The sequence below is a fragment of the Pseudonocardia bannensis genome (genome assembly GCF_012911875.1).
Lineage (GTDB): Bacteria > Actinomycetota > Actinomycetes > Mycobacteriales > Pseudonocardiaceae > Pseudonocardia > Pseudonocardia bannensis.
Map to the genome: position 1 here is coordinate 1 of NZ_JAAXKZ010000023.1, position 25,707 is coordinate 25,707.

The 25,707-nt window shown below is 73.3% G+C and carries 21 protein-coding genes; 10 read left to right on the plus strand and 11 right to left on the minus strand.

Annotated features, from left to right (window positions below; genetic code table 11):
* Positions 1 to 61: 61 nt before the first annotated feature.
* Genes HF519_RS08945 through HF519_RS08955 form a run of 3 tightly spaced genes read right to left on the minus strand, consistent with a single transcriptional unit; the run spans position 62 to position 3,371 of the window.
* Complete coding sequence (locus tag HF519_RS08945) at positions 62 to 871, minus strand: ABC transporter permease (RefSeq protein WP_169412068.1); 810 nt, start codon at positions 869 to 871, stop codon at positions 62 to 64.
* Complete coding sequence (locus HF519_RS08950; protein ID WP_169412070.1) at positions 868 to 1,815, minus strand: ABC transporter permease; 948 nt, start codon at positions 1,813 to 1,815, stop codon at positions 868 to 870. The genes HF519_RS08945 and HF519_RS08950 overlap by 4 nt, the downstream gene beginning before the upstream one ends.
* Complete coding sequence (locus tag HF519_RS08955) at positions 1,815 to 3,371, minus strand: ABC transporter substrate-binding protein (protein WP_312859997.1); 1,557 nt, start codon at positions 3,369 to 3,371, stop codon at positions 1,815 to 1,817. Before HF519_RS08955 ends, HF519_RS08950 begins: the two co-directional genes overlap by 1 nt.
* Before the next feature lie 110 nt (positions 3,372 to 3,481).
* On the opposite strand from HF519_RS08955, the gene HF519_RS08960 reads away from it, so the two are divergent.
* Positions 3,482 to 4,768: an MFS transporter gene (locus tag HF519_RS08960; protein WP_312859998.1), complete on the plus strand. Its 1,287-nt coding sequence runs from the start codon at positions 3,482 to 3,484 to the stop codon at positions 4,766 to 4,768.
* A 25-nt stretch (positions 4,769 to 4,793) separates the two neighbouring features.
* Here the strand turns inward: HF519_RS08960 and HF519_RS08965 are convergent, their stop codons facing one another.
* Entirely contained in the window at positions 4,794 to 6,368 is a 1,575-nt protein-coding gene (locus HF519_RS08965; protein ID WP_169412072.1) for an MFS transporter, read from the minus strand.
* Between the two features lie 650 nt (positions 6,369 to 7,018).
* Here HF519_RS08965 and mihF point away from each other — a divergent pair.
* The 9 genes from mihF (at position 7,019) to HF519_RS09010 (ending at position 16,319) form a co-directional block, all read left to right on the plus strand.
* Positions 7,019 to 7,330: an integration host factor, actinobacterial type gene (mihF, locus tag HF519_RS08970; protein ID WP_169412074.1), complete on the plus strand. Its 312-nt coding sequence runs from the start codon at positions 7,019 to 7,021 to the stop codon at positions 7,328 to 7,330.
* 88 nt (positions 7,331 to 7,418) lie between these two features.
* Complete coding sequence (locus tag HF519_RS08975) at positions 7,419 to 8,324, plus strand: alpha/beta fold hydrolase (RefSeq protein ID WP_169412076.1); 906 nt, start codon at positions 7,419 to 7,421, stop codon at positions 8,322 to 8,324.
* 250 nt (positions 8,325 to 8,574) lie between these two features.
* Entirely contained in the window at positions 8,575 to 10,545 is a 1,971-nt protein-coding gene (locus HF519_RS08980) for an APC family permease (RefSeq protein ID WP_312859999.1), read from the plus strand.
* Between the two features lie 89 nt (positions 10,546 to 10,634).
* Positions 10,635 to 10,892: a hypothetical protein gene (locus HF519_RS08985; RefSeq protein ID WP_169412080.1), complete on the plus strand. Its 258-nt coding sequence runs from the start codon at positions 10,635 to 10,637 to the stop codon at positions 10,890 to 10,892.
* 99 nt (positions 10,893 to 10,991) lie between these two features.
* On the plus strand, positions 10,992 to 12,179 hold the full coding sequence (locus tag HF519_RS08990; RefSeq protein WP_312860000.1) for a cytochrome P450: 1,188 nt from the start codon (positions 10,992 to 10,994) through the stop codon (positions 12,177 to 12,179).
* Entirely contained in the window at positions 12,176 to 13,564 is a 1,389-nt protein-coding gene (locus HF519_RS08995; protein ID WP_312860001.1) for an MFS transporter, read from the plus strand. Before HF519_RS08990 ends, HF519_RS08995 begins: the two co-directional genes overlap by 4 nt.
* 20 nt (positions 13,565 to 13,584) lie before the next feature.
* Positions 13,585 to 14,361, plus strand: a complete 777-nt coding sequence (locus HF519_RS09000; protein WP_169412082.1) for an SDR family NAD(P)-dependent oxidoreductase — start codon at positions 13,585 to 13,587, stop codon at positions 14,359 to 14,361.
* On the plus strand, positions 14,358 to 15,719 hold the full coding sequence (locus HF519_RS09005) for a UbiD family decarboxylase (protein ID WP_169412084.1): 1,362 nt from the start codon (positions 14,358 to 14,360) through the stop codon (positions 15,717 to 15,719). The genes HF519_RS09000 and HF519_RS09005 overlap by 4 nt, the downstream gene beginning before the upstream one ends.
* A 3-nt stretch (positions 15,720 to 15,722) precedes the next feature.
* Positions 15,723 to 16,319 (plus strand): UbiX family flavin prenyltransferase, encoded by a 597-nt coding sequence (locus HF519_RS09010; RefSeq protein WP_169412086.1) that lies wholly within the window; start codon positions 15,723 to 15,725, stop codon positions 16,317 to 16,319.
* A gap of 7 nt (positions 16,320 to 16,326) precedes the next feature.
* Here the strand turns inward: HF519_RS09010 and HF519_RS09015 are convergent, their stop codons facing one another.
* The 7 genes from HF519_RS09015 to HF519_RS09045 are packed head-to-tail and all read right to left on the minus strand — an operon-like array spanning position 16,327 to position 25,707.
* Positions 16,327 to 17,226, minus strand: coding sequence for a LysR family transcriptional regulator (locus tag HF519_RS09015; protein WP_169412088.1), 900 nt, complete (start codon positions 17,224 to 17,226; stop codon positions 16,327 to 16,329).
* Between the two features lie 26 nt (positions 17,227 to 17,252).
* Complete coding sequence (locus HF519_RS09020) at positions 17,253 to 19,013, minus strand: acyclic terpene utilization AtuA family protein (RefSeq protein ID WP_169412090.1); 1,761 nt, start codon at positions 19,011 to 19,013, stop codon at positions 17,253 to 17,255.
* Positions 19,010 to 19,804 (minus strand): TIGR03084 family metal-binding protein, encoded by a 795-nt coding sequence (locus tag HF519_RS09025; RefSeq protein ID WP_169412092.1) that lies wholly within the window; start codon positions 19,802 to 19,804, stop codon positions 19,010 to 19,012. Before HF519_RS09025 ends, HF519_RS09020 begins: the two co-directional genes overlap by 4 nt.
* Before the next feature lie 2 nt (positions 19,805 to 19,806).
* Positions 19,807 to 20,577: an enoyl-CoA hydratase/isomerase family protein gene (locus HF519_RS09030; protein WP_169412094.1), complete on the minus strand. Its 771-nt coding sequence runs from the start codon at positions 20,575 to 20,577 to the stop codon at positions 19,807 to 19,809.
* The gene (locus HF519_RS09035) at positions 20,574 to 22,094 is read right to left on the minus strand and encodes a class I adenylate-forming enzyme family protein (protein WP_169412096.1); all 1,521 of its coding nucleotides are present in this window, start codon (positions 22,092 to 22,094) and stop codon (positions 20,574 to 20,576) included. The genes HF519_RS09030 and HF519_RS09035 overlap by 4 nt, the downstream gene beginning before the upstream one ends.
* The gene (locus tag HF519_RS09040) at positions 22,091 to 24,103 is read right to left on the minus strand and encodes an ATP-binding protein (protein WP_169412097.1); all 2,013 of its coding nucleotides are present in this window, start codon (positions 24,101 to 24,103) and stop codon (positions 22,091 to 22,093) included. Before HF519_RS09040 ends, HF519_RS09035 begins: the two co-directional genes overlap by 4 nt.
* A 5-nt stretch (positions 24,104 to 24,108) precedes the next feature.
* Positions 24,109 to 25,707 carry an acyl-CoA carboxylase subunit beta gene (locus HF519_RS09045; RefSeq protein WP_169412099.1) on the minus strand — a complete coding sequence of 533 codons (1,599 nt, stop codon included), beginning with the start codon at positions 25,705 to 25,707 and terminating at the stop codon, positions 24,109 to 24,111.

Below are 25,707 nucleotides of genomic sequence, written 5' to 3' on the forward strand. Positions count from 1 at the left end.
GCCCTCGACCGCCCCCGCCTCACTGGCCGACGCCTGCGCCCCCGCGCCGACCGCCGACTGATCAACCCGCCCAGCGGCGTTCGAGCGCCCGCCCGAGCAGGGTGACGAGCAGGGCGACGCCCAGCACCGCGACAGCCGGTGCGAGGACCAGTCCGGGCGCGCTGAACAGGTACGGCCGGCCCTCGGCCAGCATCGCGCCCCACTCCGGCGTCGGCGGCTGCGCGCCGAGCCCGAGGAAGGACAGACCGGCGATGGCGAGCAACGTGTTGGCGAACCGCAGGCACCCGTGAGCGAGCAGTGGGCGCACGACACCGCGGAGGATGTGCCTGAACACCACCCGGCCGGGACCCGCCCCGAGCGCGATCGCGCTCTCCACGTAGCCGCTACCGGCCTCGCGCAGCGTCAACTGGTACGCCAGCCGCGCGAACGGGGTCCAGCCGGTGACGACCACGGCCAGCAGCAGGGTGCGCAGTCCCGGCTGCAGGACGGCCGCCAACACCAGGCCCACGATCACGGCCGGTATCGCGACCAGCACGTCGACGATGCGCAGCAGCAGCGTGGCGCCGGGCCCGCCGAGATACCCCGCCAGCATCCCCGCGACCGTCCCGAGCACCGCAGACACCGCGACGGCGAGCAGGGTGAACCCGACCGAGAGCCGGGTCCCGGCGGCGAGGCGGGCCAGCAGGTCGCGGCCCAGGTGGTCGGTGCCCAGCGGGTGCGCCGGGGACGGCGGGGCCAGCCGGTTCGTGAGGTCGTTCGTCACGGCGTCGACCGGCAGCAGCGCCATCGCCAGGAGCACCAGCACCGCGCCGAGCGCGACCCGGCCCACCACCGTCGACGGCAGCACCCGCAGCACCCTCGGCCTGCTCACCGGCCAGCCCGAACCTGACGGGCCACCGGATCCCCGAGCAGCGCCACCGACTCGGCGAGCAGGCTCGCCGCCACCGCGATCGCGACGACCAGCAGCAGCCCGGACTGCAGCATCGGCAGGTCCTGCGCCATCACCGCGTCGTAGAGCAACCGGCCCAGACCGGGTACCGCGAAGATCACCTCGACGACCACCGCGCCGCTGAGCATCCCGGCGAAGAAGATCCCCGACAGCGACGTCACCGAGGTGCAGGCCAGCCGGGCGGCGTGCACCCAGATCACCCGCCGCTCCGAGAGCCCCTTCGCCCGGGCCAGCGTGACGTGCGGGCGGCCCAGCACGTCGAGCATGTCGGCCCGGGTGAGCTGCGCGGCCAGCGCCGTCGGGAACGCGGCCAGCGTGGCCACGGGCAGCACGGCCTGCACCGGGTCCCCCCAGCCGGTGGCCGGCAGCACCCCCATGCCCACGGCGAAGATCAGCACCAGCACCGGGGCCAGGATGAACTCGGGCACCGCGACCCCGGCCACCGACAGTCCGGTGACCGAACGGTCGAGCCACCCACCGGGCCGGCGCGCCGCGTACACCCCCGCCGGGATGCCGACCACCGCCGCGAGCAGCAGCGCCAGCGCGGTCAGCACGGCGGAGACCCCGAGCGCGTCGAACAGCTGCGGCGCCACGGGGGTGCGCGTGGCGAAGGAGAAGCCCAGGTCGCCGCGCACCGCGTGCCCGAGCCAGGCCAGGTACTGCTCCAGGAGCGAGCGGTCCAGGCCCAGCTCCCGGGCGACCCGGGCGGCGACCTCCGGATCGGGCGCGGCCTCGGCGGTGCGGGCCCGGATCACCGCTCGCGTGGTGTCGGCCCCGGCCAGCCGCGGTAACAGGAAGATCCCGAACGACGCCGCCACGATCAGGACGGGGATCGACAGGACCCGCCGCAGCACCCCCGCGGGCATCAGCCGGTGCGCGCGAGTTCCGTGGTCACGAGCCGCTGCCCCTGCGGGTCGGGGACGTAACCGGACACTCCCCGGGTGGCGGTGATGTCCTGGGAGTGCACGAGCGGGATCCCCGCGGTGTCCGCGACGAGCTTCGCCGCGGCCTGCCGGAAGACCTCCTGCCGCTTCGCGGGCTCGGCGATCGCGGAGAGCCCCTCGACGAGCTCGTCGAACTCCGGCGAGCAGTAGCGATCGAGGTTGTAGGAACCGCTGCAGGTGTAGTCGCTGCGGAGCACGCCGGCGGCGTCGGGCACGTCGGAGAGGTAGGCGCGCGAGAGCAGGAACAGGTCGTAGCGACCGCCGAGGATCTCGGGTTCCAGCGTGGCGTAGTCGGCCACCCGGATCTCCGCCTCGATCCCGGCTGCGGCCAGCATGCCCTGCACGGCGGTGGCCAGGGTGGGCAGCTCGGGCCGGTTGGGGTAGGTCCACAACCGCACCGACAACGGGTTGTCCGGACCGTGCCCGGCCTCGGCCAGCAGGGCCCGTGCCGCCTCGACGTCCGCCCCGGCCGGACGCCCGGTCGAGCCCCACGGCACCGCGGGACCGAACAGGTCCGACGCCGGCAGCGCCGCCCCGGCCAGGGCCTGCTCGGCCAGGGCCGGCCGGTCCACGGCCCGCGCGACGGCCTCGCGCAACCGCCCGTCGGAGAACGGGGCCGCCGACTGGTTGAGGAACAGCGACACGGTCCGCGGGGCCGCGACCGTCTGCACCTCGACGCCGTCGGAGGCGCGCAGCTCGGCCAGCGAGGCCTCCGGGATCCCCTGTGCCACCTGCACGTCCCCGGCCTGGATCGCGATCGCGCGCGCCGCCGGGTCGGGGATGAACCGGGCCTGCACCCGGGCGAGCGCGGGCCGGCCGCCCCAGTAGGTGTCGTTGCGGGTCAGCGTGGCGTTCTGGGTGCCCTGGATCGCGTCGAGCCGCATCGGGCCGGTGCCGGTGCCGACGACCGCGGGCGGGACGGTCGGCCCACCCGCGTAGGCGGCCGGGGCGAGGATCGCGGTGTTGGGGCTGGTCAGCCGCAACGGCAGGATCGGGTCGGGGGCGGTGGTGGACAGCCGCACGGCGGACTCGCCGTCGGCCACCGCGGTCAGCCCGATGCCCCGGATCGCCCGTGGCGGGGCGGCGGCACCGGCCAGCCAGGTCAGGGCCCCGGCCACCGCGGCGCCGGACAACGGGGTGCCGTCGTGGAAGCTCACCCCGGGGCGCAGCTCGAAGCGCCAGGTCAGTGGATCCAGCCGGGTCCACGCGGTGGCCAGGTGGGGCAGCGGCTGCGTGTCCGGTCCGGACACGACGAGGGTCTCGGTGGCGCCGAGCTGGGTGAGCACGAACGCGTCGTCGGTGTCGATCGCGTAGCCCGAGCGAGGCGCGAACTGCAGCGCGACGGTCAGGTCACCGTCGGGGACCATCGCCCCGCCACCCGCCGGGCCACCACCGCATCCGGTGAGCAGCAGGAGCACCGAGACCAGCGCGAGCACCGGGCCGACGGCGCGCCGGGAACGGGGAACGGCAGTGATCACGGTGCGGCCTCTCGTCGTCGGAGCCCCGTGATCTTCTGCTGACCTGAACAACCTGTCAATGATTCCGGCCCCGCTCTGTGCAGTTTTGTGCAGCTGCTAGTAATGGGCAAGTGACCCGTATCGCCTCGTGGACCCTCGGGCGCCTCCGGATGGACCGCTTCCGGGCGCTGCCCCCGGTGATACGGCTCCTCGTGCTCACTCAGCTCGCCTTCAACGTGGGCTTCTACATGGTGCTGCCCTACCTCGCCGGGCACCTCGTGGACGATCTCGCGCTGGCCGGCGGGCTGGTCGGTCTCGTCCTCGGGTTGCGCACGTTCAGCCAGCAGGGGCTGTTCGTCGTCGGCGGCACGCTGGCCGACCGGATCGGGGCGAAACCGGTGATCCTGCTCGGCTGCGCATTGCGGGTGGCGGGGTTCGTGCTGCTCGGATCGGCCGGCTCGCTCACCGGGGTGATCGCCGGGGCGCTGCTCACCGGCTTCGCGGCGGCGCTGTTCTCCCCTGCGGTGGAGTCGTCGCTGGCCCGGGAAGCGGGCGAGGGGCAGCGATGCGGGGGGCCGACCCGCCCCGAGGTCTTCGCGCTGTTCGCCGTCAGCGGCCAGATCGGCGCCGTCACCGGGCCGTTGCTGGGAACCCTGCTGCTGCTCGTCGACTTCCGGCTGGCCTGCCTCGTCGCGGCCGGCGCGTTCGTCCTCATCGGGCTCGCACACCTGCGCTGGCTGCCGAACCGACCGGCCCCGCACCGCGACGAGCCGATGCTGGCGGGCTGGGCGGAGGTGGTGCGCAACCGCGCGTTCCTGACCTTCGCCGCGGGCTACTCCGGCTACCTGGTCTGCTACAACCAGCTCTACCTGGCCCTGCCCGCCGAGCTGCGCCGGGCCACGGGCGATCAGGAGGCGCTGGGCTGGCTGTTCGCGCTGGCATCCGTCATGGTCATCGTCGGTCAGCTGCCGACCACGGCGTGGGCCCGTCGCCGGCTGTCCACCGGCGCGGCCCTCGTGCTCGGTTTCGGCCTGATGTCCGTGGCGTTCCTGCTGGTGGCCGGGGCGACGGCGCTCATCCCCGCGGCGGGGCCGGCGGCTCCGGGCGGCGCGGTCGCACTGCTGCCCGCGGTCGGGCTGGTCGTGCTGCTGACCGCCGGGCAGATGCTCGCCGGCCCCATCGCGCAGGATCTCGTGCCGAGGCTCGCCGGCGAACGGCGACTCGGCGCCTACTTCGGGGTGCTCTCCTCGGCAGGCGGCCTCGCCGTGCTGCTCGGCAGCACCGGCGTCGGTGCGCTGCTCGACCCGGTGGTCGCCGCCCCGGTGGTGCCGTGGCTCGTGCTGGCACTGGTGCCCGCGGCCAGCGCCCTGGTCATCGGCCGCCTCGCCCGCCGCGGTTCCTTCGGATCGCCGGCCTGACGGTCGGGCTCCGGACCGGGCCCCCTCAGCGGGTCGGGAACAGGTGCGCGACCACCGGCGGGGCGGCGGCCAGCGCATCGGCCGCGGCATCGCGGGCCTGGTCGGTGCCCGTCAGCCGGTCGGCGTGCTGGCGCAGGTGCTCGCCCCACGTCCGGTAGTGCGCGACCTGCACGAACCGGGCCGGGTCGCTGCCGTCGCGGTAGAGCTCGCAGCTCGATGCGCCCGTCCGCAGCCGGGACCGGCGCACCTGCTCCATGGCCTGCAGGAACGCCGGCACGTTCGCCTCGTCGACGGTGTAGGTGATCGTCACCACCACCGGGCCCACCTCGGGATCGGCCTCCTGGGCGAGATCCGGCTCCGGCCAGTAGACGGCGGGGTCACGGTTCCACCCGGTGACATCGCGCAGCGGCCAGACCAGCACCGTCAGCGCCCCGACGGCCATCAGCACCGCGGCGGACACGAACGCCGGGACCAGCCCGAACCAGCGGGCCACGAGCCCCCACGCCAACGCGCCACCGGCCTGCCCGAACGCGAACACGATGTTGAACATGGACAGCCCGCGGGCGCGTACCCACCCCGGCAGGAACACCTGCAGGGCACCGGTCACCCCCATCAGCACCGCGAGCCAGGCGATCCCGGCCGGGACCAGCAGCACCGCGAGCAGCGCCAGGCTGTCGACCAGGACGCACGCCAGCAGCGACGCCGCGTACGCCAGCCCGGAGGCCAGCATCAGCCCGTTGGACGAGAGCCGCGACGACAGCCGCGGCATCAGGTCCGCACCGAGGACCGCTCCCGCGCCGAGAGCACCGAGCAGGAGCCCGTAGCCGGCCGCGCCGGCGCCGAGCAGGCGGCTGGCGACGAGCGGCAGCAACGCCCACATCGCCGCGCCCGGAAGCACGAACAGGACGACCCGCAGCAGCATCCGGCGCACCACCGGCGAGTTGCGGACGTAGCGCTGTCCGGCCCGCATGGCGCTCGTGAACCGCTCCGGCAACGCGCCCCGGTCACCGACCGGGTGACGCCCTGCGGTGAGCACGAGGGCGAACGCCACGGCGGCCGCCGCGTTGATCGCGAACACGGCCGCCGCCCCGACCTGGGCGATGACCAGCCCGGCCAGCGCCGCCGCGGACGGCACCTGCTCGCGTGGCACCAGCTCCTGCACCAGCGCCTGGTAGGCGGGCAGGGTCAGTGCCATGCACGAGCCGAGCAGGAAGGTGAAGATCAGCAGCAACGCGGGGGGCATCCGGTCGGCGAGGGTCAGGGCGGTCAACCCGACCCCCACGCACACCTGGAAGGTCTGCACCCCGATGAGCAGCCGGCGCCGGTCCATGATGTCGGCCAGCGCGCCGGCGGGCAGGGCGAGCAGCAGCATCGGCAGCATCGCGGCGACCTGCACCATCGCGACGAGCGTTTCGGCGCTCGGCTCGTCCACGAGCATCCACTGCGCCCCGACGGTCTGCATCCAGGTACCGAGCATGCTCCCCAGCTGCGCGAACCACAGCATCCGGAACGCCCGGACGCGCAGCGGGGCCCACACCGACTCCCGCGCCGCCGCCGCGGTCTCCCCACTGACTGTGCCCGCCGCCGTCGGCTCGGTCATCGCGCTCCTCCCGCCGGGACGGCCGCAGTCGCGACCGGCCCGGTGATGGTCTCAGGTGCGGCGCCTCACGGCCCGGGCTGAAACGGGCCCGGGCCCGGTGATCGCACCGGCCCGGGCGCTCCCCCGCTGCACCGACCGGGTGACCCCCGGCCTCCAGGCCCTGATGCGTGAGATCGAGAAGGCCCGGGCCGCCTTCACCCACGACCGCGAGTTGCCGTGGCTGCTGCCCGGCCTGCCCCCACCGGCGCGCGGAGGTCCCCGCCATCACGATCGTGCTGGTCCGGCAGGGCCGGCTCGCGTCGCAGCGGACCCTCTGGGACCACTCGGGCCTGCTCGCCCAGCTCGGCTCCCGGACCACCTCCGGCGCCCCTGACCTGCACGGATACCAGCACTGCACCGGTGCGGCCGCGAGCGGCGTGCGCGGCGGCGACAACGGGCGGGCCCCGGTCCTCGACGGGCCGGCGACGGTCCGGCGCGGACCCGGCCCGACACTGTCCACAGTGGCCTCGGTCCAACCGCACCACGGCCTCGGAACCGCCGTGAACAGGGGGTTCTCCGTGCGTCGCCGAACGGTTCTGCGAGGCTGTGCGGCGAAGTCAACCCGCGGACCCACCCGGACGGGTGGGCGCAGGGAGAAAGGAGCACGAACGATGGCACTGCCCACGCTGACTCCCGAACAGCGCCAGGAGGCGCTGAAGAAGGCCGCAGCCGCTCGCACCGCCCGCAAGGAACTGCGCGACGCGATCGCCCGCGGCGAGCAGACCATTCCCGCGGTGCTGGACCGGGCCAAGACCGACACCATCGTCGGCAAGACCAAGGTGGCCGACCTGCTCAAGAGCCTGCCCGGCTACGGGCCCGCCAAGGTGAGCGCTCTGCTGGAGCAGACCGGCATCGACGCGTCGCGCCGGGCCGCAGGCCTGGGAGAACGGCAGCGCCAGGCGCTGCTCGACGCCCTCAAGTGACCCGACGCCCGGTCCGGCGGACGGCCGCCGGACCGGGCGTGCACGTCCCCGGGAGATCGACCCGCCAGGTCTCTGTCACGCTGTCCGCGTGGAACGCTTCGTCGACGTCGCTCCCGGTGTCCGGCTCTGGGCCGAGGACTTCGCCCCTCACGGCGGGGTCGACGGCACAGCCGAGCCGCTGCTGCTGGTCATGGGCGCCAACGCGTCGGGTCTGGCCTGGCCCGATCCGTTGATCGAGCAACTGGCCGAGCGGCACCGGGTGATCCGGTACGACCACCGCGACACCGGCCGGTCCACCTGGGCCTTCGACGAGCGGCCTTACGCGATCAGCGACCTCGCCGACGACGCGATCGCCGTCCTGGACGCCTTCGGCATCGAGCGCGCCCACGTGGTCGGCATGTCGATGGGCGGGATCCTGGTCCAGTTGATGCTGCTCGATCACCCCGACCGGCTGCTGTCGGCGACCGTGCTGTGCACGACCGCCCTCGGGTCCGGCCTCGCTCGCGCAGACGACACCGAGGTCGCCGGCTCGCCCGCGCCGCCCGGCCCCGACCCGGCCCTGCTCGCGCTGTGGCAGGAGATGGGCCGCCCCCGGGACCGCGAGGCCGAGATCGCCTGGCGGGTGGAGCACTGGCGGCTGTTGAACGGCACCGGCACCCCGTTCGAGGCCGGGGAGTTCCGCGCTCTGGAGGAGCGGGTCATCGCTCACGCCGGGCGGCACGACAACCCCGCCGCGCACGCCCGGGCGGCGCAGACCGGCCTCGACCGTGGCGCGGAGCTCGCCGGCGTCGAGGTTCCGACCCTGGTCATCGAGGCCCCGGAGGACCCCGTCAACCCGCCGCCGCATTCCGGCCACCTGTCCCGGGCTCTGGGCCGCGGCCGACTGGTCCGGGTGCCCGGTATGGGACACGCGCTGAACTCGACGGTCGTCGCACCCGTCGCCGCTGCGATCCTCACCCAGAGCGCCCCCGCGGCGGCCGGCGCCGCCTCCTAGCACCTCAGGCCGCCGTCGCCTGTTCCCGGAGTTCGGGGATGAGCCAACGCAGGGCCGGGTCGGGCCGGGTCGGGATCGAGCGGTTCGTCGCCCCCGGCGTGGCGTGATGGTCCAATCGATGTGGGCGGCGGCGTGAGGTTCATCCCCACCCGCCGGTTCAGCTTCGGTTCCGCGGACCGCCCGGGGGCGGGCGCCGCGGGGCGCGGGTCCCGGCCGGTACCCCGGCGACGGGCGGAGGATGCTGGAGGATGTGGCGACCACCACACGCCCCCGGGAAGACCTCAAGCATCGGTTCGGCAGTTGGCTCCTGCACGACGTGAGCGACCGGCCGGGTGGCCGAGCGGGCCCGCACGCCCGGCCGCACCCGGAGCGGGAAGGACATCCCTGGTGGAAGGTCATGTGCCTCACCGGCGTCGACTACTTCTCGACCCTGGGGTACCAGCCGGCGATCGCGGCGCTGGCCGCTGGGATCCTGTCGCCGCTGGCGACGATCGTCCTCGTCCTCGTCACGCTGCTCGGGGCGCTGCCGGTCTACCGCCGGGTCGCCGAGGAGAGCCCGCACGGCGAGGGCTCCATCGCGATACTCGAGCGGCTGCTGCCGTTCTGGCGGGGCAAGATCTTCGTTCTGATCCTGCTCGGCTTCGCGGCCACCGACTTCATGATCACGATGACTCTGTCCGCGGCCGACGCGACCGCGCACCTGGTCGAGAACCCGCTGGTCCCGCACGCCCTGGAAGACGACCGGGTGGGCATCACGCTGGTGCTGCTCGCGTTGCTCGGCGGGGTGTTCCTCGCCGGGTTCACCGAGGCCATCACGATCGCCGTGGCGCTCGTGGGGGTCTTCCTCAGCCTGAACCTCGTGGTGGTGGTGACCGGGCTCTGGCACGTCGCCACCGCAGCCGAGGTGTTCATCGACTGGACGCGCCTGCTCGTCAGCCAGTACCCGAACCCACTGCACATGGTGGCCGTCGCCCTGCTGGTGTTCCCCAAGCTCGCGCTGGGCCTGTCGGGGTTCGAGACCGGCGTCGCCGTGATGCCGCTGGTGGAGGGCGACCCGAACGACACCGAGGAGCGGCCGCTCGGCCGCATCCGCCGCACGAAGAAGCTCCTCACCACCGCAGCACTGATCATGAGCGGCTTCCTCATCACGTCGAGCCTGATCACCACGCTGCTCATCCCGGCGCCGGAGTTCCAGCCCGGCGGGGCCGCCAACGGCCGTGCTCTCGCCTACCTCGCCCACGAGCACCTCGGCCAGTGGTTCGGCAGCGCCTACGACGTCAGCACGATCGTCATCCTGTGGTTCGCCGGCGCCTCGGCGATGGCGGGACTGCTCAACCTTGTCCCCCGCTACCTGCCCCGCTACGGGATGGCGCCGCGCTGGGCGCAGGCCGTCCGCCCGCTCGTACTGGTGTTCACGACGATCGCCTTCCTCGTCACGATCCTGTTCGACGCCGACGTCGACGCACAGGGCGGCGCCTACGCGACCGGTGTGCTGGTGCTCATCACCTCGGCGGCGATCGCGGTCACCCTGTCGGCCCGCCGGCGGCGACAGCCGAGGGCCACGGTCGCCTTCGCGGCGATCTCCGTGGTGTTCGTCTACGCGACCATCACGAACATGGTCGAGCGGCCGGAGGGCGTGAAGATCGCGTCCTGCTTCATCGCGGGCATCATGATCGTGTCCTTCCTGTCCCGGGTGATCCGCTCGTTCGAGCTGCGGGTCACCGCGGTGGACCTCGACGAGACGGCCGAGCGGTTCATCCGCGAGCTGAGCCCGGGGCCGATCCGGCTGATCGCGCACGAGCCGCCGTCCGAGCGCGACGGCCGCTCCATCGACGAGGAGTACCGGGCGAAGCTCGCCGAGGAGCGCGCCGGCCACCACATCCCCGATCCGGACAAGGTGCTGCTCGTCGAGGTCGAGGTCACGGACCCGTCGGACTTCGAGACCGAGCTCTGTGTCCGCGGGGAGCAGCGTGGCCCGTACCGGGTGCTGCGGGTGTCGGGCCCGGCGGTGCCGAACGCGATCGCCGCGCTGCTGCTGCACATCCGCGACATGACCGGCGTCCCCCCGCACATCTACTTCGACTGGACCGAGGGCAACCCGGTGAAGCATCTGCTCCGGTACCTGTTCTTCGGCGACGGCGAGGTCGCCCCCGTGACCCGGGAGATCCTGCGCGAGGCCGAGCCGGACCCCCGGCGGCGTCCGGCGGTCCACGTGGGCTGAGCAGATCAACCCGGACGCGCCGAAAGGTGTATCCGTGCCCGACAGGGGGCACCCGGTGGGGGCACCCGGAAAGGAAAGGAACACGACACATGGGTATCGAGGATCCCGAGCCGGACGTGCTCGAGCAGCGGGTGCCCGCGGTGGCGGACGCCGAGGACGACGAGCTCGAGGAGCTGCCGGACGGGCTCGCCGAGGTACCGATCGAGGCCGATCCCGCCGATGTCGCCGAGGACCTGGAGGACGTGATCCTCACGGTCCCGCGTGATACGCCGCTCGAGGCGGATCCGGCCGACGTCGCCGAGCAGCGCCGCGAGATCCCGCACGACGATCTGGACCAGGACGTCTGATCCGGACTATCGCTGGCATAGCCAGCTGGGCATCGACCCGACGGGACGTACCTCACAGACTCGATGCGCACACACGCGTCGACGGAGGTGAGGGCGACGGTGCCCGACAACGAGCCGACCACGATCGAGACGTCCCTGCAGTTCGATCCGCATTCTCCGGATCTCTCCCCCACCCGCGCCTACGAGCTCTATGCGGACCTGCGCGAGCGGTGCCCGGTGGCGCACGGTGAGAAGTACGGCGGCTACTGGGCGGTGTCGCGCTACGACGATGTGCGCGCCGTCGCGCTGGACCACGAGACGTACTCCTCGACCGGCGGGGTCTACGTCCCGGCCGTCTCGGACAACCGGTTCCCACCGATCGACCACGACCCGCCGGAGCACGCCGGGTTCCGCGCCCTGATCGCGCCGCTGACCAGCGGCGCCGCGGCGAAGGCGATGGAGCCGAAGATCCAAGCCACCGTCGACCGGCTGGTCGACGCGTTCATCGACCGGGGCCGGGCCGAGCTCGTCGACGAGCTGTCCACGCCGCTGCCGCTCGACGTCATCACCCAGCTCTACGACCTGGGCCCGCAGCAGACCGAGGACATCCGCTCCTACTCCCTGGAGTTCCTGGAGCACGCCTCCGGCCCGCGCAGCCGCGAGATCCTCGACCGGGTCTGCCGCTACTGGATCTCGCTGTTCGACGAGCGCCGGGCCGAGCCTCGCGACGACTTCCTGACCGGCCTGCTCGAGTCCAACGAGGCGCTGGGCGCGAGCGACGGTGAGCTCGCCAACATGATGTTCATCCTGACCTACGCGGGGCACGACTCGACCGCTCTCGGGCTGAGCAACGCCCTGCTCTACCTCGCCGAACACCCGGACGTGCAGCAGCGGCTCGTCGACGAGCCCAAGCTGGTGCCGTCGATGATCGACGAGATCCTGCGCTACGAGACGCCACTGCACTGGTTCCCGCGGCAGCTCACGAAGGATGCGTGCCTGCGGGGGCAGCACATGCAGGCGGGCGATCGGGTGCTGCTGCTGTTCGCCTCCGCCAACCGGGATCCGGAGGCGTTCGACCGGGCCGACGAGATCGTCATCGACCGCCGCCCGAACCGGCACCTCGCCTTCGGCGCGGGCATCCACACCTGCCCGGGGATGGCGCTGGCCAAGCTGGAGACCAAGCTCGCCGTGGAGACGGTGCTGCGCCGCATCCCCGGATTCCGGATCGACGGTGGGGTCACGCGCACCGACCCGCTGGAGGGCGGGGGCCGCCACCTCGGTGTTCGGACCCTGCCGGTGACCTGGTGAGCGCCGCGGTCACGGTGGAGGGTGGGCCGCCCACCCGCCGGCAGATGGTCACAGCGGGCAGCGCGTCCACCGTCGGTTTCGCGTTCGACCTGTTCGACCTGTTCATCCTGCTGTACGTGGCCTCGACGATCGGGCCGCTGTTCTTCCCGGCCGAGAGCGCCACCCTGCAGTTGGCCGCCACGTACGCGTCCTTCGGTGTCAGCCTGGTGATGCGCCCGCTCGGCGGGGCGGTCTTCGGCCGCTACGCCGACCGCCTCGGCCGGCGGCGCAGCATGATCGTGACGATCACCGGGGTCGGCCTGGCGACCGCGCTGATGGGCGCGTTGCCGACCTACGACACGGTCGGGGTGCTCGCCCCGCTGCTGTTCGTGGTGCTGCGCCTGGTACAGGGCCTGCTCGTCGGCGGTGTGGTGGCCTCGACGCACACGCTGGGTACCGAGACCGTCTCGCAACGCTGGCGCGGCCTGGTCTCCGGCCTGATCAGCGGCGGCGGTGCGGGCCTCGGCGCGGTCATCGCCTCGCTGGTGTTCCTCGCGGTGTCGGCGGCCTTCCCCGGTCCGGCGTTCACCGAGTGGGGCTGGCGGGTCATGTTCTTCACCGGTCTCGCGGCGTCGCTGATCAGCCTGCTGCTCTTCCGGTTCATCGAGGAGTCGCCGCTGTGGGCGCAGACGGCGAGCAGGCCCGCCGCGGAACCCGCACCGGCGCGCGACCTGTGGGCCCCGGGACGCCGGGGCGTGCTGCTGACCAGCCTGGCGCTGGTCATCGGCGCGGGCGCGCAGTACTACCTCAGCTCGGGCTTCCTGCCGACGTTCCTCGGTTCGGTCAACGAGGTGCCACCCGGGCCGCGGGGCATGTTGCTGGTGTGGACCAGCCTGGCGATCCTGCCGGTCGCGCTGCTGGTGGGGCACCTGTCCGAGCGCTTCGGCCGCCGCCCGATCTTCCTGGGTGTCGGCGTGGTCAACCTCGTCGCGCTACCGCTGCTGGTGCTGGCGATGGCCGGTCTCGGCCCGGCCGACACCGGCGCCCTGCTCGGCTACGGCCTGCTGCTCACGGTGCTCGCCAACGCGTCCTACGCCGCGGTGCCGATCTACCTCAACGAGCGCTTCCCGACCCGGCTGCGTGCGACCGCGACGGCGCTGGTGTGGAACGGCGGGTTCGCCCTCGGTGGCCTGTCGACCACGTTCGTCACGGCGGCCAGCCCGACGGTCGCCGACATCCCCGGCCGGCTGGCCCTGTTCCTGGCGGGCTGCGTCGCCGTGTTCCTCATCGGCGCCGCGCTCTCCCCCGAGACCCGGGGCGCCCTCGAGCGCTCCCCCGCCGGCACGGACGCGCAGACCGGCCCGGACGCCCCGGCGGCCGCCGCCACCCCTGCCTCCCAGGCATGACCCCGTACGAGAGGACATCCATGACCACCGAGGGACACACCGGCCGCACCGTCGTCGTCACCGGCGCCGGCGGCGGGATCGGCGGCGAGTACGTCATGGCGTTCGCCGCGGCCGGTGCGAACGTCGTGGCCACCGACGTCGCCGCCGCGGCCGATGCGGGCACGGCGCTGGCCGAGAAGGCGAGCGCGGCCGGTGCCGGCCGGGTGGCCTTCGTGGCCGCCGACGTCACCTCCGACGCCGACTGGGAGCGCGTCGTCGACACCGCGCAGCGCGAGTTCGGCCGGCTCGACGCGCTGGTCAACAACGCCGCGATCTACCAGGGCCTGGGTACCAAGAAGCACCTGACCGAGCTGACGAACGACGAGTGGGACCGGGTGCTCACGGTCAACGTGCGCGGCACCTGGCAGGCGATCAGGGCGATCGTGCCCACGATGCGCGCGAGCGGCGGCGGGCGGATCGTCAACATCTCCTCGACGGTGGCGCGGATGGGCGCGCCCGGGTTCGCGCACTACGTAGCGTCCAAGGCGGCCGTCGACGGGCTGACCCGCGCGGCGGCACGCGAGCTGGGCCCCGACGCCATCACGGTCAACGGTGTCGCCCCCGGCCTGGTCAGCGACGACGCGAGCCGCACCCTCAACACCGGCGACTACATCGCGATGGCCGCGAAGAGCCGCGCGCTGGGCCGGGAGATGGCGCCGGACGACCTGGTCGGTGCGGTGCTCTGGCTCGCCTCGCCCTCCAGCGGGTTCGTCACCGGGCAGACCGTCGTCGTGGACGGCGGCGGGGTGTTCTCGTGACGGCCGGGGCCAGCGATCTGCGGACCTGGCTGGACCTGCTCGACGGCCGCGGTGAGCTGGCACGGCTGAAGCACCCGATCGACCCCGATCAGGACGTCGCCGCCGTCCTGGAGCGGGCCGACGGCCGCCGGGCCGTGCGCTTCGACGACGTCGCCGGCGCGGAGTTCCCGCTGGTGGGCAACACCGTCGTCAGCCGCGAACAGCTCGGCCTGGCGCTGGGCTGCGGTCCGCACGAGGTGGCCGACCGGTTCGCCGCGGCGCTCGACGCCCCCCGCCCGTGCCGGCAGGTCGACCGCGACGCCGCCCCCGTGCTGGCCAACCGGCTGACCGGTGAGCGGCTGCTCTCGGCGTTGCCGCTCACCCGCCAGCACGAGCACGACGGCGGGATGTACCTGACCTCGGCGCTGCTCGCGGTCCGCGACCCGGCGAGCGGGACGATGAACCTGTCGATCAACCGGTTGCTCGCCGCCGGGGAGCGGGAACTGCGGGCGCTGCTGCTGCCCGGGCGGTTGCGGCGGATCTTCACCGAGGCCGAGGCGGCGGGCCGGGATCTCGACGTCGCGCTCGTCGTCGGAGTGCACCCGACCCTGGTGCTGGCCAGCCAGTCCCCCGCCGACCGGGAGCTCGACGATCTGGAGGTGGCGAGCGCGCTCGCCGCCGAGCCGCTGGACCTGGTCGCCGCGCCGACCGTCGACGCACTGGTCCCGGCGGGCGCGGAGTTCGTGCTGGAGGGCCGGTTCCGCGCGGGCCGGCGCGAGGCCGAGGGGCCGTTCGGGGAGTACCCGCGTACCTACGGCCCGGGTGGCCCGGCGCCCGTGATCGACCTGATCGACGCCTGGCATCGCGGCGACGCGGTGTTCCAGACGATCCTGTCCGGCGGCCGCGAGCACTTCTACGCCGGCGGGCTGCCGCGGGAGGCGATGTGCCTGCGCGCGCTGCGCCGCGCCGGGTTGGACGTCGCCGGGCTGCGGCTGCCGGAATCGGGGTCGTGCCGGCTGGCCGCCGTCGTGGCGCTGCGGAACCCGGCGCCGGGAGCGGCCACCACCGCCATGCTCACGCTGTTCCTCACCGCCGCGACGATCAAGCAGGTGACGGTGGTCGACGACGACGTCGACGTGCTCGACGACGAGCAGATCGGCTGGGCGGTGGCCACCCGGGTGCAGGCCGACCGCGACCTGCTGGTGGTCCCCGGCGCCAAGGGCAGCAGCCTGGACCCGTCGGCGACCGGCGCCCTCACGGCGAAGCTGGGTGTCGACGCGACGGTGCCGGCGGACGATCGCGAGAAGTACCGGCAGATGCGGGTGAGCCCGGCCGATCCCGAGCGGGTGCGCGCGCACCTGGCCGAGCTGGGGCTGTAGCCGATGAAGCAGATCATCGTCGCGCTGACCGGGGCCTCCGGGGCGATCTACGGCATCCGGGCCCTGGAGATCCTGCGTGCGCAGCCGGACGTGGAGACCCACCTCGTGCTGACCAAGGCGGCGCGCGCCACGATCGGCTACGAGACCGATCGCAGCGTGGCCGACGTGCGCGCGCTGGCCGACGTCGTGCACTCCGACAACGACCTCGGTGCGCCCATCTCCAGCGGGTCGTTCCGCACGGCCGGGATGCTCGTGGCCCCGTGCAGCGTGAAGACGCTGTCGGGCATCGCGACCAGCTATGACGACTCGCTGGTCGTGCGCGCGGCCGACGTCGTGCTCAAGGAGCGGCGGCGGCTCGTGCTGCTGCTGCGCGAGACGCCGCTGCACGCCGGGCACATCCGGCTGATGGCCGACGTGACGGCGTCGGGGGCGATCGTGATGCCCCCGGTGCCCGCGTTCTACGCCCGGCCGGCCAGTGTCGCGGACATCGTCGACCACACCGTCGGGCGGGCGCTGGACCTGCTCGGCATCGACACCGACGCCGTGCAGCGCTGGGACGGCGACCGGCGGCCCGAGGACGGAACCGTGCACCGGCTCTGATCGCCGGTCAGGTTGAGGCGGTGCAGCGCAGGACATCGAGGAACGCCGCGACGGGCGCCGAGGTCAGCGCGCTCTCCCGCCACACGACGCCCAGCTCGCGGTAGGTCGCCGGGTCCCGGACGGCGACGATGTCGGCGGGGTCGTGGCCGCCGTGGCCGTCACTGCCGGCGGCCAGCCGCGGCAGCAGCGCGACGCCCATCCCGGCCCGGACCATGCCGTGCACGATCGACAGCTGACCGGTCTCCAGGATGTGCCGCGGCGCGAACCCCGCCTCGGCGCAGAGCCGGTCGGCGAGCTCGCGCAGCCCGTAGCCGGGGCGCATCCCGACGAAGTCCTCGTCGGCGAGCTCGCGCAGCCACACCCCGTCCGGGCGGCCCCGCAGCGGGTGCCCGGGCGGCACCAGCAGCACGAGCGGCTCGCGGACCAGCGTTTCGCAGCCCAGCCCGGGCAGCGATGTGGGCAACCGGGTCATGGCCAGGTCGAGCTCGCCGTCGCGCACCATCCGCTCGAACTCACGGGACACGTCGTGTTCGACGAGCTGGACGGTCACGGCCGGGTGGGCGCGCCGGAACGTCGCGAGCACCGCGGGGAGCAGGTACGCGCCGATGCTCGGCAACACGCCCACGGACACCCGGCCCCCGCGCAGCCCGGTCACCTCGTCGACCCGCTCGCGGCCGCGTTCGATCTCGGCCAGCGCCCGGACGGCGTGCTGGAGCAGGACCTCCCCCGCGGCGGTGAGGACGAGGTTGCGCCCGGTGCGCTCGAACAGCCTGGCCCCGACGTCCTGCTCCAGCTTGCGGATCTGCACCGACAGCGAGGGCTGGGCGAGGAACAGCCGCGCAGCGGCCCGGGTGAAGCTGCGTTCCTCGGCGACGGCGACGAAGTAGCGCAGCTGATGCAGCTCCACCGCGGAACTCCCTCGTCGGGTCTCGGTCAGACCATCTGTTTCAGACCGTATTCGGCACCATACCCACCGAGCAGCGCGATCGGAACATCGACGAGGCGGCTCCTCAGGTACTCGCCCAGCCCCTTGGCCTGCGGATCCGGGCGGGTCGACGACGCCACGCCCTCGCCGAGCAGGCCGTGCACCACGACGTTCAGCGCGCGCAGGTTCGGCAGCTCGAAGCGCTCGATCTCCAGGCCCGCGGCCTCGGGTCCGAGCAACCCGCGCAGCCGGTCGACGGTCAGGTACCCCGACATCCACGCGTAGCCGGCGTCGTCACGGGTCCACAGCCCGACGTTGGCGTTGCCGCCCTTGTCGCCGGACCGTGCCCCGCACACGGCACCCAGCGGCGCCCTGCGCGTCGGCGCCTCCGGTGCCGGTGCGCGGCGGTCGCTGCCGGAGCAGCGATCGACCCTCACGGCCCCGGACGAGGTGGGGGGGTCCGGGACCGGGCGGCGTTCCCCGTCGGGCAGCACGACGACGTGCGAGACCGCGTCGCGCGGCACCGCGGCGGGCCGGTAGACCCCGTACGCCGACTCCGCCGTCGGCGGCGTCGTGGTGTGGAAGCCGGGGTAGCCGGCGAGCGCGAGCTCCATCGTCGCGTTGGAGAAGGCGCGGCCGACCTTCCGTGGGTCGGGGTCCTTGACCGTGATCCGCAGGTGCGCCGTGGCCTGCTCGTTGGCGGGCGCGTCGTCCCGGTCGAAGCGCAGCAGCCGCACGTCGACGTCGGCGAACCGCTCCCGGCCGCCGAGCACGTCGAACAGCTGCTGCTCGGCCCACGCGGCCTTCGCCTCGATGTCCAGGCCGGTGAGCACGAGGGTCATCGTGTTCCGGAACCCGCCGACGTCGTTGAGCGCGACCTTGAGCGTCGCCGGCGGCGGGCTGCCCCGGACGCCGGAGATCCGCACCCGGTCCGGGCCCTCCTGCTCGAGCGCGACCGTGTCGAAGTGCGTGGTGACGTCCGGGCCCAGGTAGGCCGGCTCCGCGATCTCGTAGAGCAGCTGCGCGGTCACCGTGCCCACCGAGACCAGCCCGCCGGTGTCCTCGTGCTTGGTGATCACCGACGAGCCGTCGGCCGCGACCTCGGCGATCGGGAAGCCGGGGTAGCGCCGGTCGGTCACCTCGTGCACGAACGCGTAGTTGCCGCCGGTGGCCTGCGGCCCGCACTCGATGACGTGCCCGGCGACGACGGCCCCGGCCAGGCGGTCCCAGTCCGTGGCGTCCCAACCGTGCCACCACGCCGCGGGACCGCACACCAGCGAGGCGTCGGTGACCCGACCGGTGACGACGACGTCGGCGCCCGCACCCAGTGCCTCGGCGATCCCCCACCCACCCAGGTAGGCATTGGCCGACACCGGCTTCCCGGTCACCGGCGGCGTGATCGCGGCGAGGTTACCGCGCAGGTCGTCGCCCTCGACATGGGCAACGCGCACGGTGAGCCCGAGCCGCTGCGCCAGGTCCCGGATCGCGGCGGCGAGGCCGGCCGGGTTCAGCCCGCCCGCGTTGGCCACGACCTTGACCCCGCGGTCGAGGCAGGTGCCGAGCACCTGTTCGAGCTGGGTCAGGAACGTCTTCGCGTACCCGGTCGCCGGGTCCTTGGCCTGCGCCTTGGCCAGGATGAGCATGGTCAGCTCGGCCAGGTAGTCGCCGGTCAGGACATCGATCGGGCCACCGTCGACCATCTCGCGGGCAGCGGCGATGCGGTCGCCGTAGAAGCCCGAGCAGTTGCCGATCCGGACGGGGCGCCTCATGCGAACTGCCCGGGCTTGCGGCCCGTGCCGGCCGCCCCCGCGAACGCCTGAGCGATCGACATCCACTGCGTCGCCGCCGGCCCGGTGACCTCCAGCGCGGTGTCGTCGCGGTGCCGGCGCTGGGTGACGGCGAGACAGAAGTCGAGCGCCGGGCCGGACACCCGGTCCTCGGCGTCCTCGGGCCCCCAGGTCCAGACGGCGCCGCTGGGCGCGGTCAGCTCCACCCGGATCGGCACGGTCGGTGCCTGCACGTCGTTGACCGCATAGCTGAACGCCCGGGCGCCCACGCCGATGTGCGCGACGTGGCGCAGCCGGTCGGTGGGTTCGCGCTGCACCCCGACGGTGTCGGCGACGTCCTGTCCGTGCGCCCAGGTCTCCATGATCCGCGCGGTCAGCGACGACGCCGCGCTCATCGCCGGGCCGAACCACGGCACCCGCAGCGACGGGTCGAGCCCGCGGAACGCGTCGATCAGCCGCTCGCGGGCGTCGTCGAACCAGGCGAGCAGCTCGGCACCCGAGCGTCCCCGGTAGCGCTGTGCGATCGCGTCGGGGTCGATCCCACCGGCCGCGACGGCCTGCTCCAGCTCGGCGCGGAAACCGTCGGGGTCGGTGGCCGACTGCACGGCGACGTCGTCGAAGTGGGCGAGGTGGCTGATCTGGTCGGCGATCGTCCAGCCCGCCGCCGGGGTGCCCCGGCCCCAGCCGGCCTCGTCCAGGCCCACGATCAGTTCACGCAGGGCCGCGGACTCCGCGGCCAGGTCGTCGGCCAGCGCATCCATCGATACGGGCATCCCTACCGTCCCTTCCAGACCGGGGTGCGCTTCTCCCGGAACGCGGCCGGGCCCTCCTGGGCGTCCTCGGACAGGTACACCGGTTCCCAGATCTCCTCGGCCCGGTCGTAGGCCTCCCCGATCGGGTAGCGCGCGGACAGGTACGCGGTCTGCTTGGCCGCGAGCACCGACAGGGGCGCGTTCGCGGCGATCCGCTCGGCGAGGGTCTGCACGTGATCGCGCAGGTCCGGTGCCTGGACGATGTCGTTGACCAGCCCGATCTCGCGGGCCCGCCGGGCGCCGATCGGGTCGCCGGTCAGCAGGATCTGCAGCGCGACCCGCGGCGGCACCAGCCACGACAGCGGCGCCGCCCAGGGTGACCCCCGGCCGACCTTGACCTCGGTGACGCCGAACGTCGCGTGCTCGGCCGCCACGACCAGATCGCACTGCTGGGCCAACAGGAAGCCGCCGGCGAAGGCGACGCCGTTGACCGCGGCGATGGTCGGCTTCGCCACCTCGATGTTGCGGCCGATCTGCGGCAGGAAGTCCGGCGGGGGCACCCTCAGCGACGTCTCGGACATCTCCTTGAGGTCGGCGCCCGCGCAGAACGCCTTGTCGCCCGCGCCGGTCAGCACCAGGACCTTCGCCGACTCGTCGTCGTTGAACCGTCGCACGCCGTCCCAGAGGCCCTCGCGTACCGCCTTGCTCAGCGCGTTGCGCGCCTCCGGGCGGTCGATGGTCAGCCAGGCGACGCCGTTGGTCACCTCGTAGGTCACCGCGTTGTCGGTGGTCATGCGTCTCCTTTGAACAGCGCGCGCAGTTCGGGACGGTTCAGCTTGCCGCTGCCGGTCCGCGGCAGAGCGTCGACGATCTCGATACGACGCGGGCGGAGCATCCCGGACAGGTTCGGGTCGGACGCGCAGAAGGCGGCGACGTCATCGGCGGTGACGCCCTCCCGGCTCGGCACCACGACGGCCGTGACCTGTTCGACCCAGCGCTCGTGCGGGGTGCCGATCACCGCGACCTCGGCCAGGTCCGGGCAGTCGGCCAGGTGCTCCTCGACCATCTGCGGGAAGATGTTCTCCCCGCCGGAGACGATCATGTCGTCGATCCGGTCGACGTAGTAGAGGTAACCGTCGGCGTCGCGCGACATCAGGTCGCCGGTGCGGAACCAGCCGTCGGCCCAGCGCTCCTCCCGCAGCTCCGGCCGGTTCCAGTAGCCCGGGGTCACCGCGTCGCCGCGGACCCACAGCTCGCCGACCTCCGCCGATCCCGGCTCCAGGTCCGGGCCCCCCGACGGCGGGACGAGCCGGATCTGCACGACCTGTTCCATCGGCCGGCCCATCGAACCCGGCCGGCGCGGCTCGCCGGGCCGGTAGGAGACCACGAGCCCGCTCTGCTCGGTCTGGCCGTAGATCTCGGTACCGGCGATCCCGGTGCCGGCGGCCAGTCGCTCGATCGGCGCGTTCGGTGTCCGGGACCCACCGAACATGCAGATCCGGAACGAGTCGAGCACGACGGGTGCACCCACGGTCCGGTTCCCCACGTCGATCATCATCGTGGAGATGAGCCCGCCGTACGTCGGGCGCAGCCTCGTGGCCAGGTCGAGCCAGACCAGCGGGTCCCACTTCGCCATGAACGTGATCTGCCCGCCGCGGAACAGGATCGGCAGTCCGGCCAGCTGCAGCCCGCCCACGTGGAACAGCGGCATGCAGTTCAGGACGTGGTCCGCTGCCGTGAGGTCGTAGAGGTCGATCACGCCCTCGACCTGGGCGGCGATGTTGCGGTGGGTCTGCCGGACACCCTTGGGCACACCGGTCGACCCGGACGTGTACATCAGCAGTGCGTCGTCGATGTCGAGCCGCGGCTCGACGCGGTGCACCGGCTCGTGCGCCGCGACGGCCTCGGCGAACCCACCGCCCGGGCCGGTGGTGAGGATGCGCTCGGCGATCGGCAGGCCGTCGAGCACCGTGCGCAGCCGCGTCACGTCCCCGGGCAGTGCGACCAGATGGGTGGCACCGGAGTCGGCCACGGCGTGGCGCAGCGCGGCCTCGGGGAACAGGTAGTTCAGCGGGACGCCGACTCCGCCGGCCTGCCAGGTGCCGAGCAGCCCGGGCAGGTACTCGAGCTGGTTGGGCAGGTAGAACGCGACCCGGTCGCCGGGGCGCAGCCCGTGGGCCAGCAGGAAACCGGCGAACCGGCCGGCGATCTCGGCGAAGCGCGCGTAGCCGATCTCCTCGTCGTCGAGGCGCAGTGCGACCTGTCCCGCGTGGTCGGCGGCCGATCGCCGGAGCAGGGTCGCGATGTTCATCGGCCGGCCTCCTCCGTGTCCACGACGGCCAGCACCTGCCCGGTGTCGACCTGGTCGCCCGGTGCCACGTGCATCTGCGTGACCGTGCCGTCGGCGGGCGCGGCGATGGTGTGCTCCATCTTCATCGCCTCCAGCACGATCAGGGGCCGGCCTGCGGTGACGGCGTCCCCCGGCGCGGCGAGCACGCGCACGACGCCGCCGGGCATCGGGGCGAGCAGCGAGCCGGCGTGCTGCGCGGCCGACGGGTCGGCGAAGCGCGGGACCGTCACCAGCGCGGCCGACCCGATCGGGCTGTCGACGTAGGAGGTGTCCGCGGCCCGGTGCACCGAGAAGGCACGGCGGACCCCGCCGATCTCCATGTCCACCGCGGTGGGCGACGCGGCGAGCACCCGGACACCGGCGAGCGGCTCGCCGTCGACGGACACCGAGACCCCGTCGCGGTTGTACCGGTAGGCGACCTCGACGGTGCGCTCCCCGGCCGTGTACCGCACCCGCTGCGGGGCGCCGCCGACGTTGCGCCAGCCCGAGGGCAGCGTGGCCAGGACCGCCGCGCCGGCCCGGTTCGCGGCCTGCCCGGCGAGGGCCGCGGCCGTGGCGAGCGTGGCGACGACGTCGCCGGCGGGGACGCCGAGGCCGGCCGGGTCGTGCCGGGTCAGGTAGCCGGTGTCGGTGCGCCCGGCCAGGAACTCCGGCTCGCGCAGGATCCCGACGAGCAGGTCGCGGTTGGTGGTGACGCCGTGCACCCGGGCCTGCTGCAGCACCCGGGCCAGCCGCCGCGCCGCGTCGGCGCGGGTGGCTCCGTGCGCGATCACCTTGGCCAGCATCGGGTCGTAGTGCGTACCGACCACCGAACCGTCGACGACACCGGCGTCGACCCGGATCCCCGGCCCCGGCGGCACCGCGAACCGGTGCAGGGTGCCGGTGGCCGGCAGGAACCCGGCGGGGACGTCCTCGGCGTAGAGCCGTACCTCGATCGCGTGCCCGTCGATCCGGGCGTCGAGGACCTCGGGCGGCAGCGGGTCGCCCTCGGCCACCCGTAGCTGCAGCTCGACGAGGTCGAGCCCGGTGACCAGCTCGGTGACCGGGTGCTCGACCTGCAACCGGGTGTTGACCTCGAGGAAGTAGAACTCGCCCGAGTCGGTGAGCACGAACTCGACCGTGCCCGCGCCGACGTAGCCGATCGCCTTGCCCGCCGCCACGGCGGCCGCGCCCAGCTCGGCGCGCAGCGCGTCGTCGACGGCCGGCGAGGGGGCTTCCTCGACGATCTTCTGGTAGCGCCGCTGGATCGAGCACTCGCGCTCGAACAGGTGCACCACGCTGCCATGGCTGTCACCGAAGATCTGCACCTCGACGTGGCGCGGATCGACGACGAACCGCTCCAGGAACACGGTGCCGTCGCCGAACGCCGACGCGGCCTCGCGGCGGGCGCCCTCGACGGCGTCGGCGAGCTCGCCGGGCCCGTGCACGACCCGCATCCCCCGCCCGCCGCCGCCGAACGCGGCCTTGACCAGCAGCGGGAAGCCGACGCGCGCGCCCGACTCGGCGAGGTCGGTGTCGTCCGAGACCGTCACGCTCGGCAGCACCGGGACCCCGGCCGCCTCCATCAGCGACTTGGCCTCCAGCTTGGAGCCCATCGCCGCGATGGCCTCCGGTGGCGGCCCGACGAACGTGAGCCCGGCGTCGGCGCAGGCCCGGGCGAACCCGGCGTTCTCCGACAGGAACCCGTAGCCGGGGTGGATCGCGTCGGCCCCGGTCGCCCGGGCGGCGCCGATGATCAGGTCACCGCGCAGGTAGGTCTCCGACGGGGCCGCGCCGGGCAGCCGCACCGCCTCGTCGGCGAGCGCGACGAACGGGGCGTCGGCGTCGGGGTCGGAGAACACGGCCACCGTGGAGATGCCGAGCACGTGCGCGGTCCGCATGACCCGGGCGGCGATCTCGCCGCGGTTCGCGATGAGCAGTCTCTGAATCGGCTTCTGGATCGGCTTCTCAATCGGCTTCTGAATCGGCATGGCGCTCACATCCGGAAGACGCCGAAGCCACGACGGCCGGCGACGGTGTTGGAGTGCACGGCGGACAGCGACATGCCGAGCACGGTGCGGGTGTCGCGGGGGTCGATGATCCCGTCGTCGTAGAGCCGGGCGGTCACGTAGAAGGCGTGCGACTCCGCCTCGATCTGCGCCTCGATCGCCGCGGTGCGCTTCTTGTCGGCCTCTTCGTCGAACGGCCGCCCGGTCGACGCCGCCGACGCCCGGCCGACGATCGAGAGCACCCCGGCGAGCTGCGCCGCGCCCATCACGGCGAGCTTGGCCCCGGGCCAGGCGAACATCAGCCGTGGGTCGTAGGCGCGCCCGGACATGCCGTAGTTCCCGGCGCCGAACGACGACGCCATGTTGATCGTCAGGTGCGGGACCGCGCTGTTGGTCACCGCATTGATCATCTTGGCGCCGTCCTTGATGATCCCGCCCTGCTCGTACTCCGTGCCGACCATGTAGCCGGTGGTGTTCTGCAGGAAGATCAGCGGGGTGTCGGTCTGGTTGGCCAGCAGGATGAACTCGCTGGCCTTCTTGGCCTCCTCGCTGAACAGCACCCCGCGGTGGTTGGCCAGCACGCCGACCGGATAGCCGTGCACCTGCGCCCAGCCGGTGACCAGCGAAGTGCCGTAGAGCGGCTTGTACTCGTCGAACTCCGACCCGTCGACCGTGCGGGCGAGGATCTCCCGCGGGTCGAACGGCACCTTGATGTCGGCGGAGACGATGCCGAGGATCTCCTCAGGGTCGTAACGGGGTGGCGTGGGATCGAGCGCCGGGGCGGGGCCGAGCTTGCGCCAGTTGATCCGGGCCATGATCTCCCGGCCGATGCGGATCGCGTCGTGCTCGTCGGCGGCGAAGTGGTCGGACAGCCCGGACACGCGCGAGTGCATCTCCGCACCGCCGAGCGCCTCGTCGTCGGCGTCCTCCCCGGTGGCCATCTTGACCAGCGGCGGCCCGCCGAGGAACACCTTGGCCTGCCGGTCGACCAGCACCGCGTAGTCGCACATGCCGGGCACGTAGGCCCCGCCCGCGGTGGAGTTGCCGAACACCAGCGCGATCGTCGGGATCGCCATCGCCGACAGCTCGGTGAGCTCGTGGAAGATCCGCCCGGCCGGCACGAACAGCTCGGCCTGGGTGGGCAGGTCGGCCCCGCCGGACTCGACGAGGTTGATCACCGGCAGCCGGTTGACCCGCGCGATCTCCAGGGCACGCAACGTCTTCTTCAGCGAGTACGGGTTCATCGCGCCGCCGCGCACGGTCGGGTCGTGGCCGATGACCACGCACTCCACGCCGGATACGACCCCGATGCCGGTGACCACGGTGGCGCCGACGGTGAACTCGGTGCCCCACGCGGCCAGTGCGGACAGCTCCAGGAACGGGCTGTCCGGGTCGAGCAGCAGCTCCAGCCGCTCGCGCACCGGCAGCTTGCCCCGGTCCCGGTGGCGCTGGGTGTAGCGTTCACCCCCGCCGGCGATGGCCAGTTCCAGCTGCTCGGTGAGCTGGTCGAGCACGGCGAGCTGCGCGGCGCGGTTGGCCTGGTAGGTCTCGCTCGATGTGTCGACAAGGGATCTCAGGACGGGCAT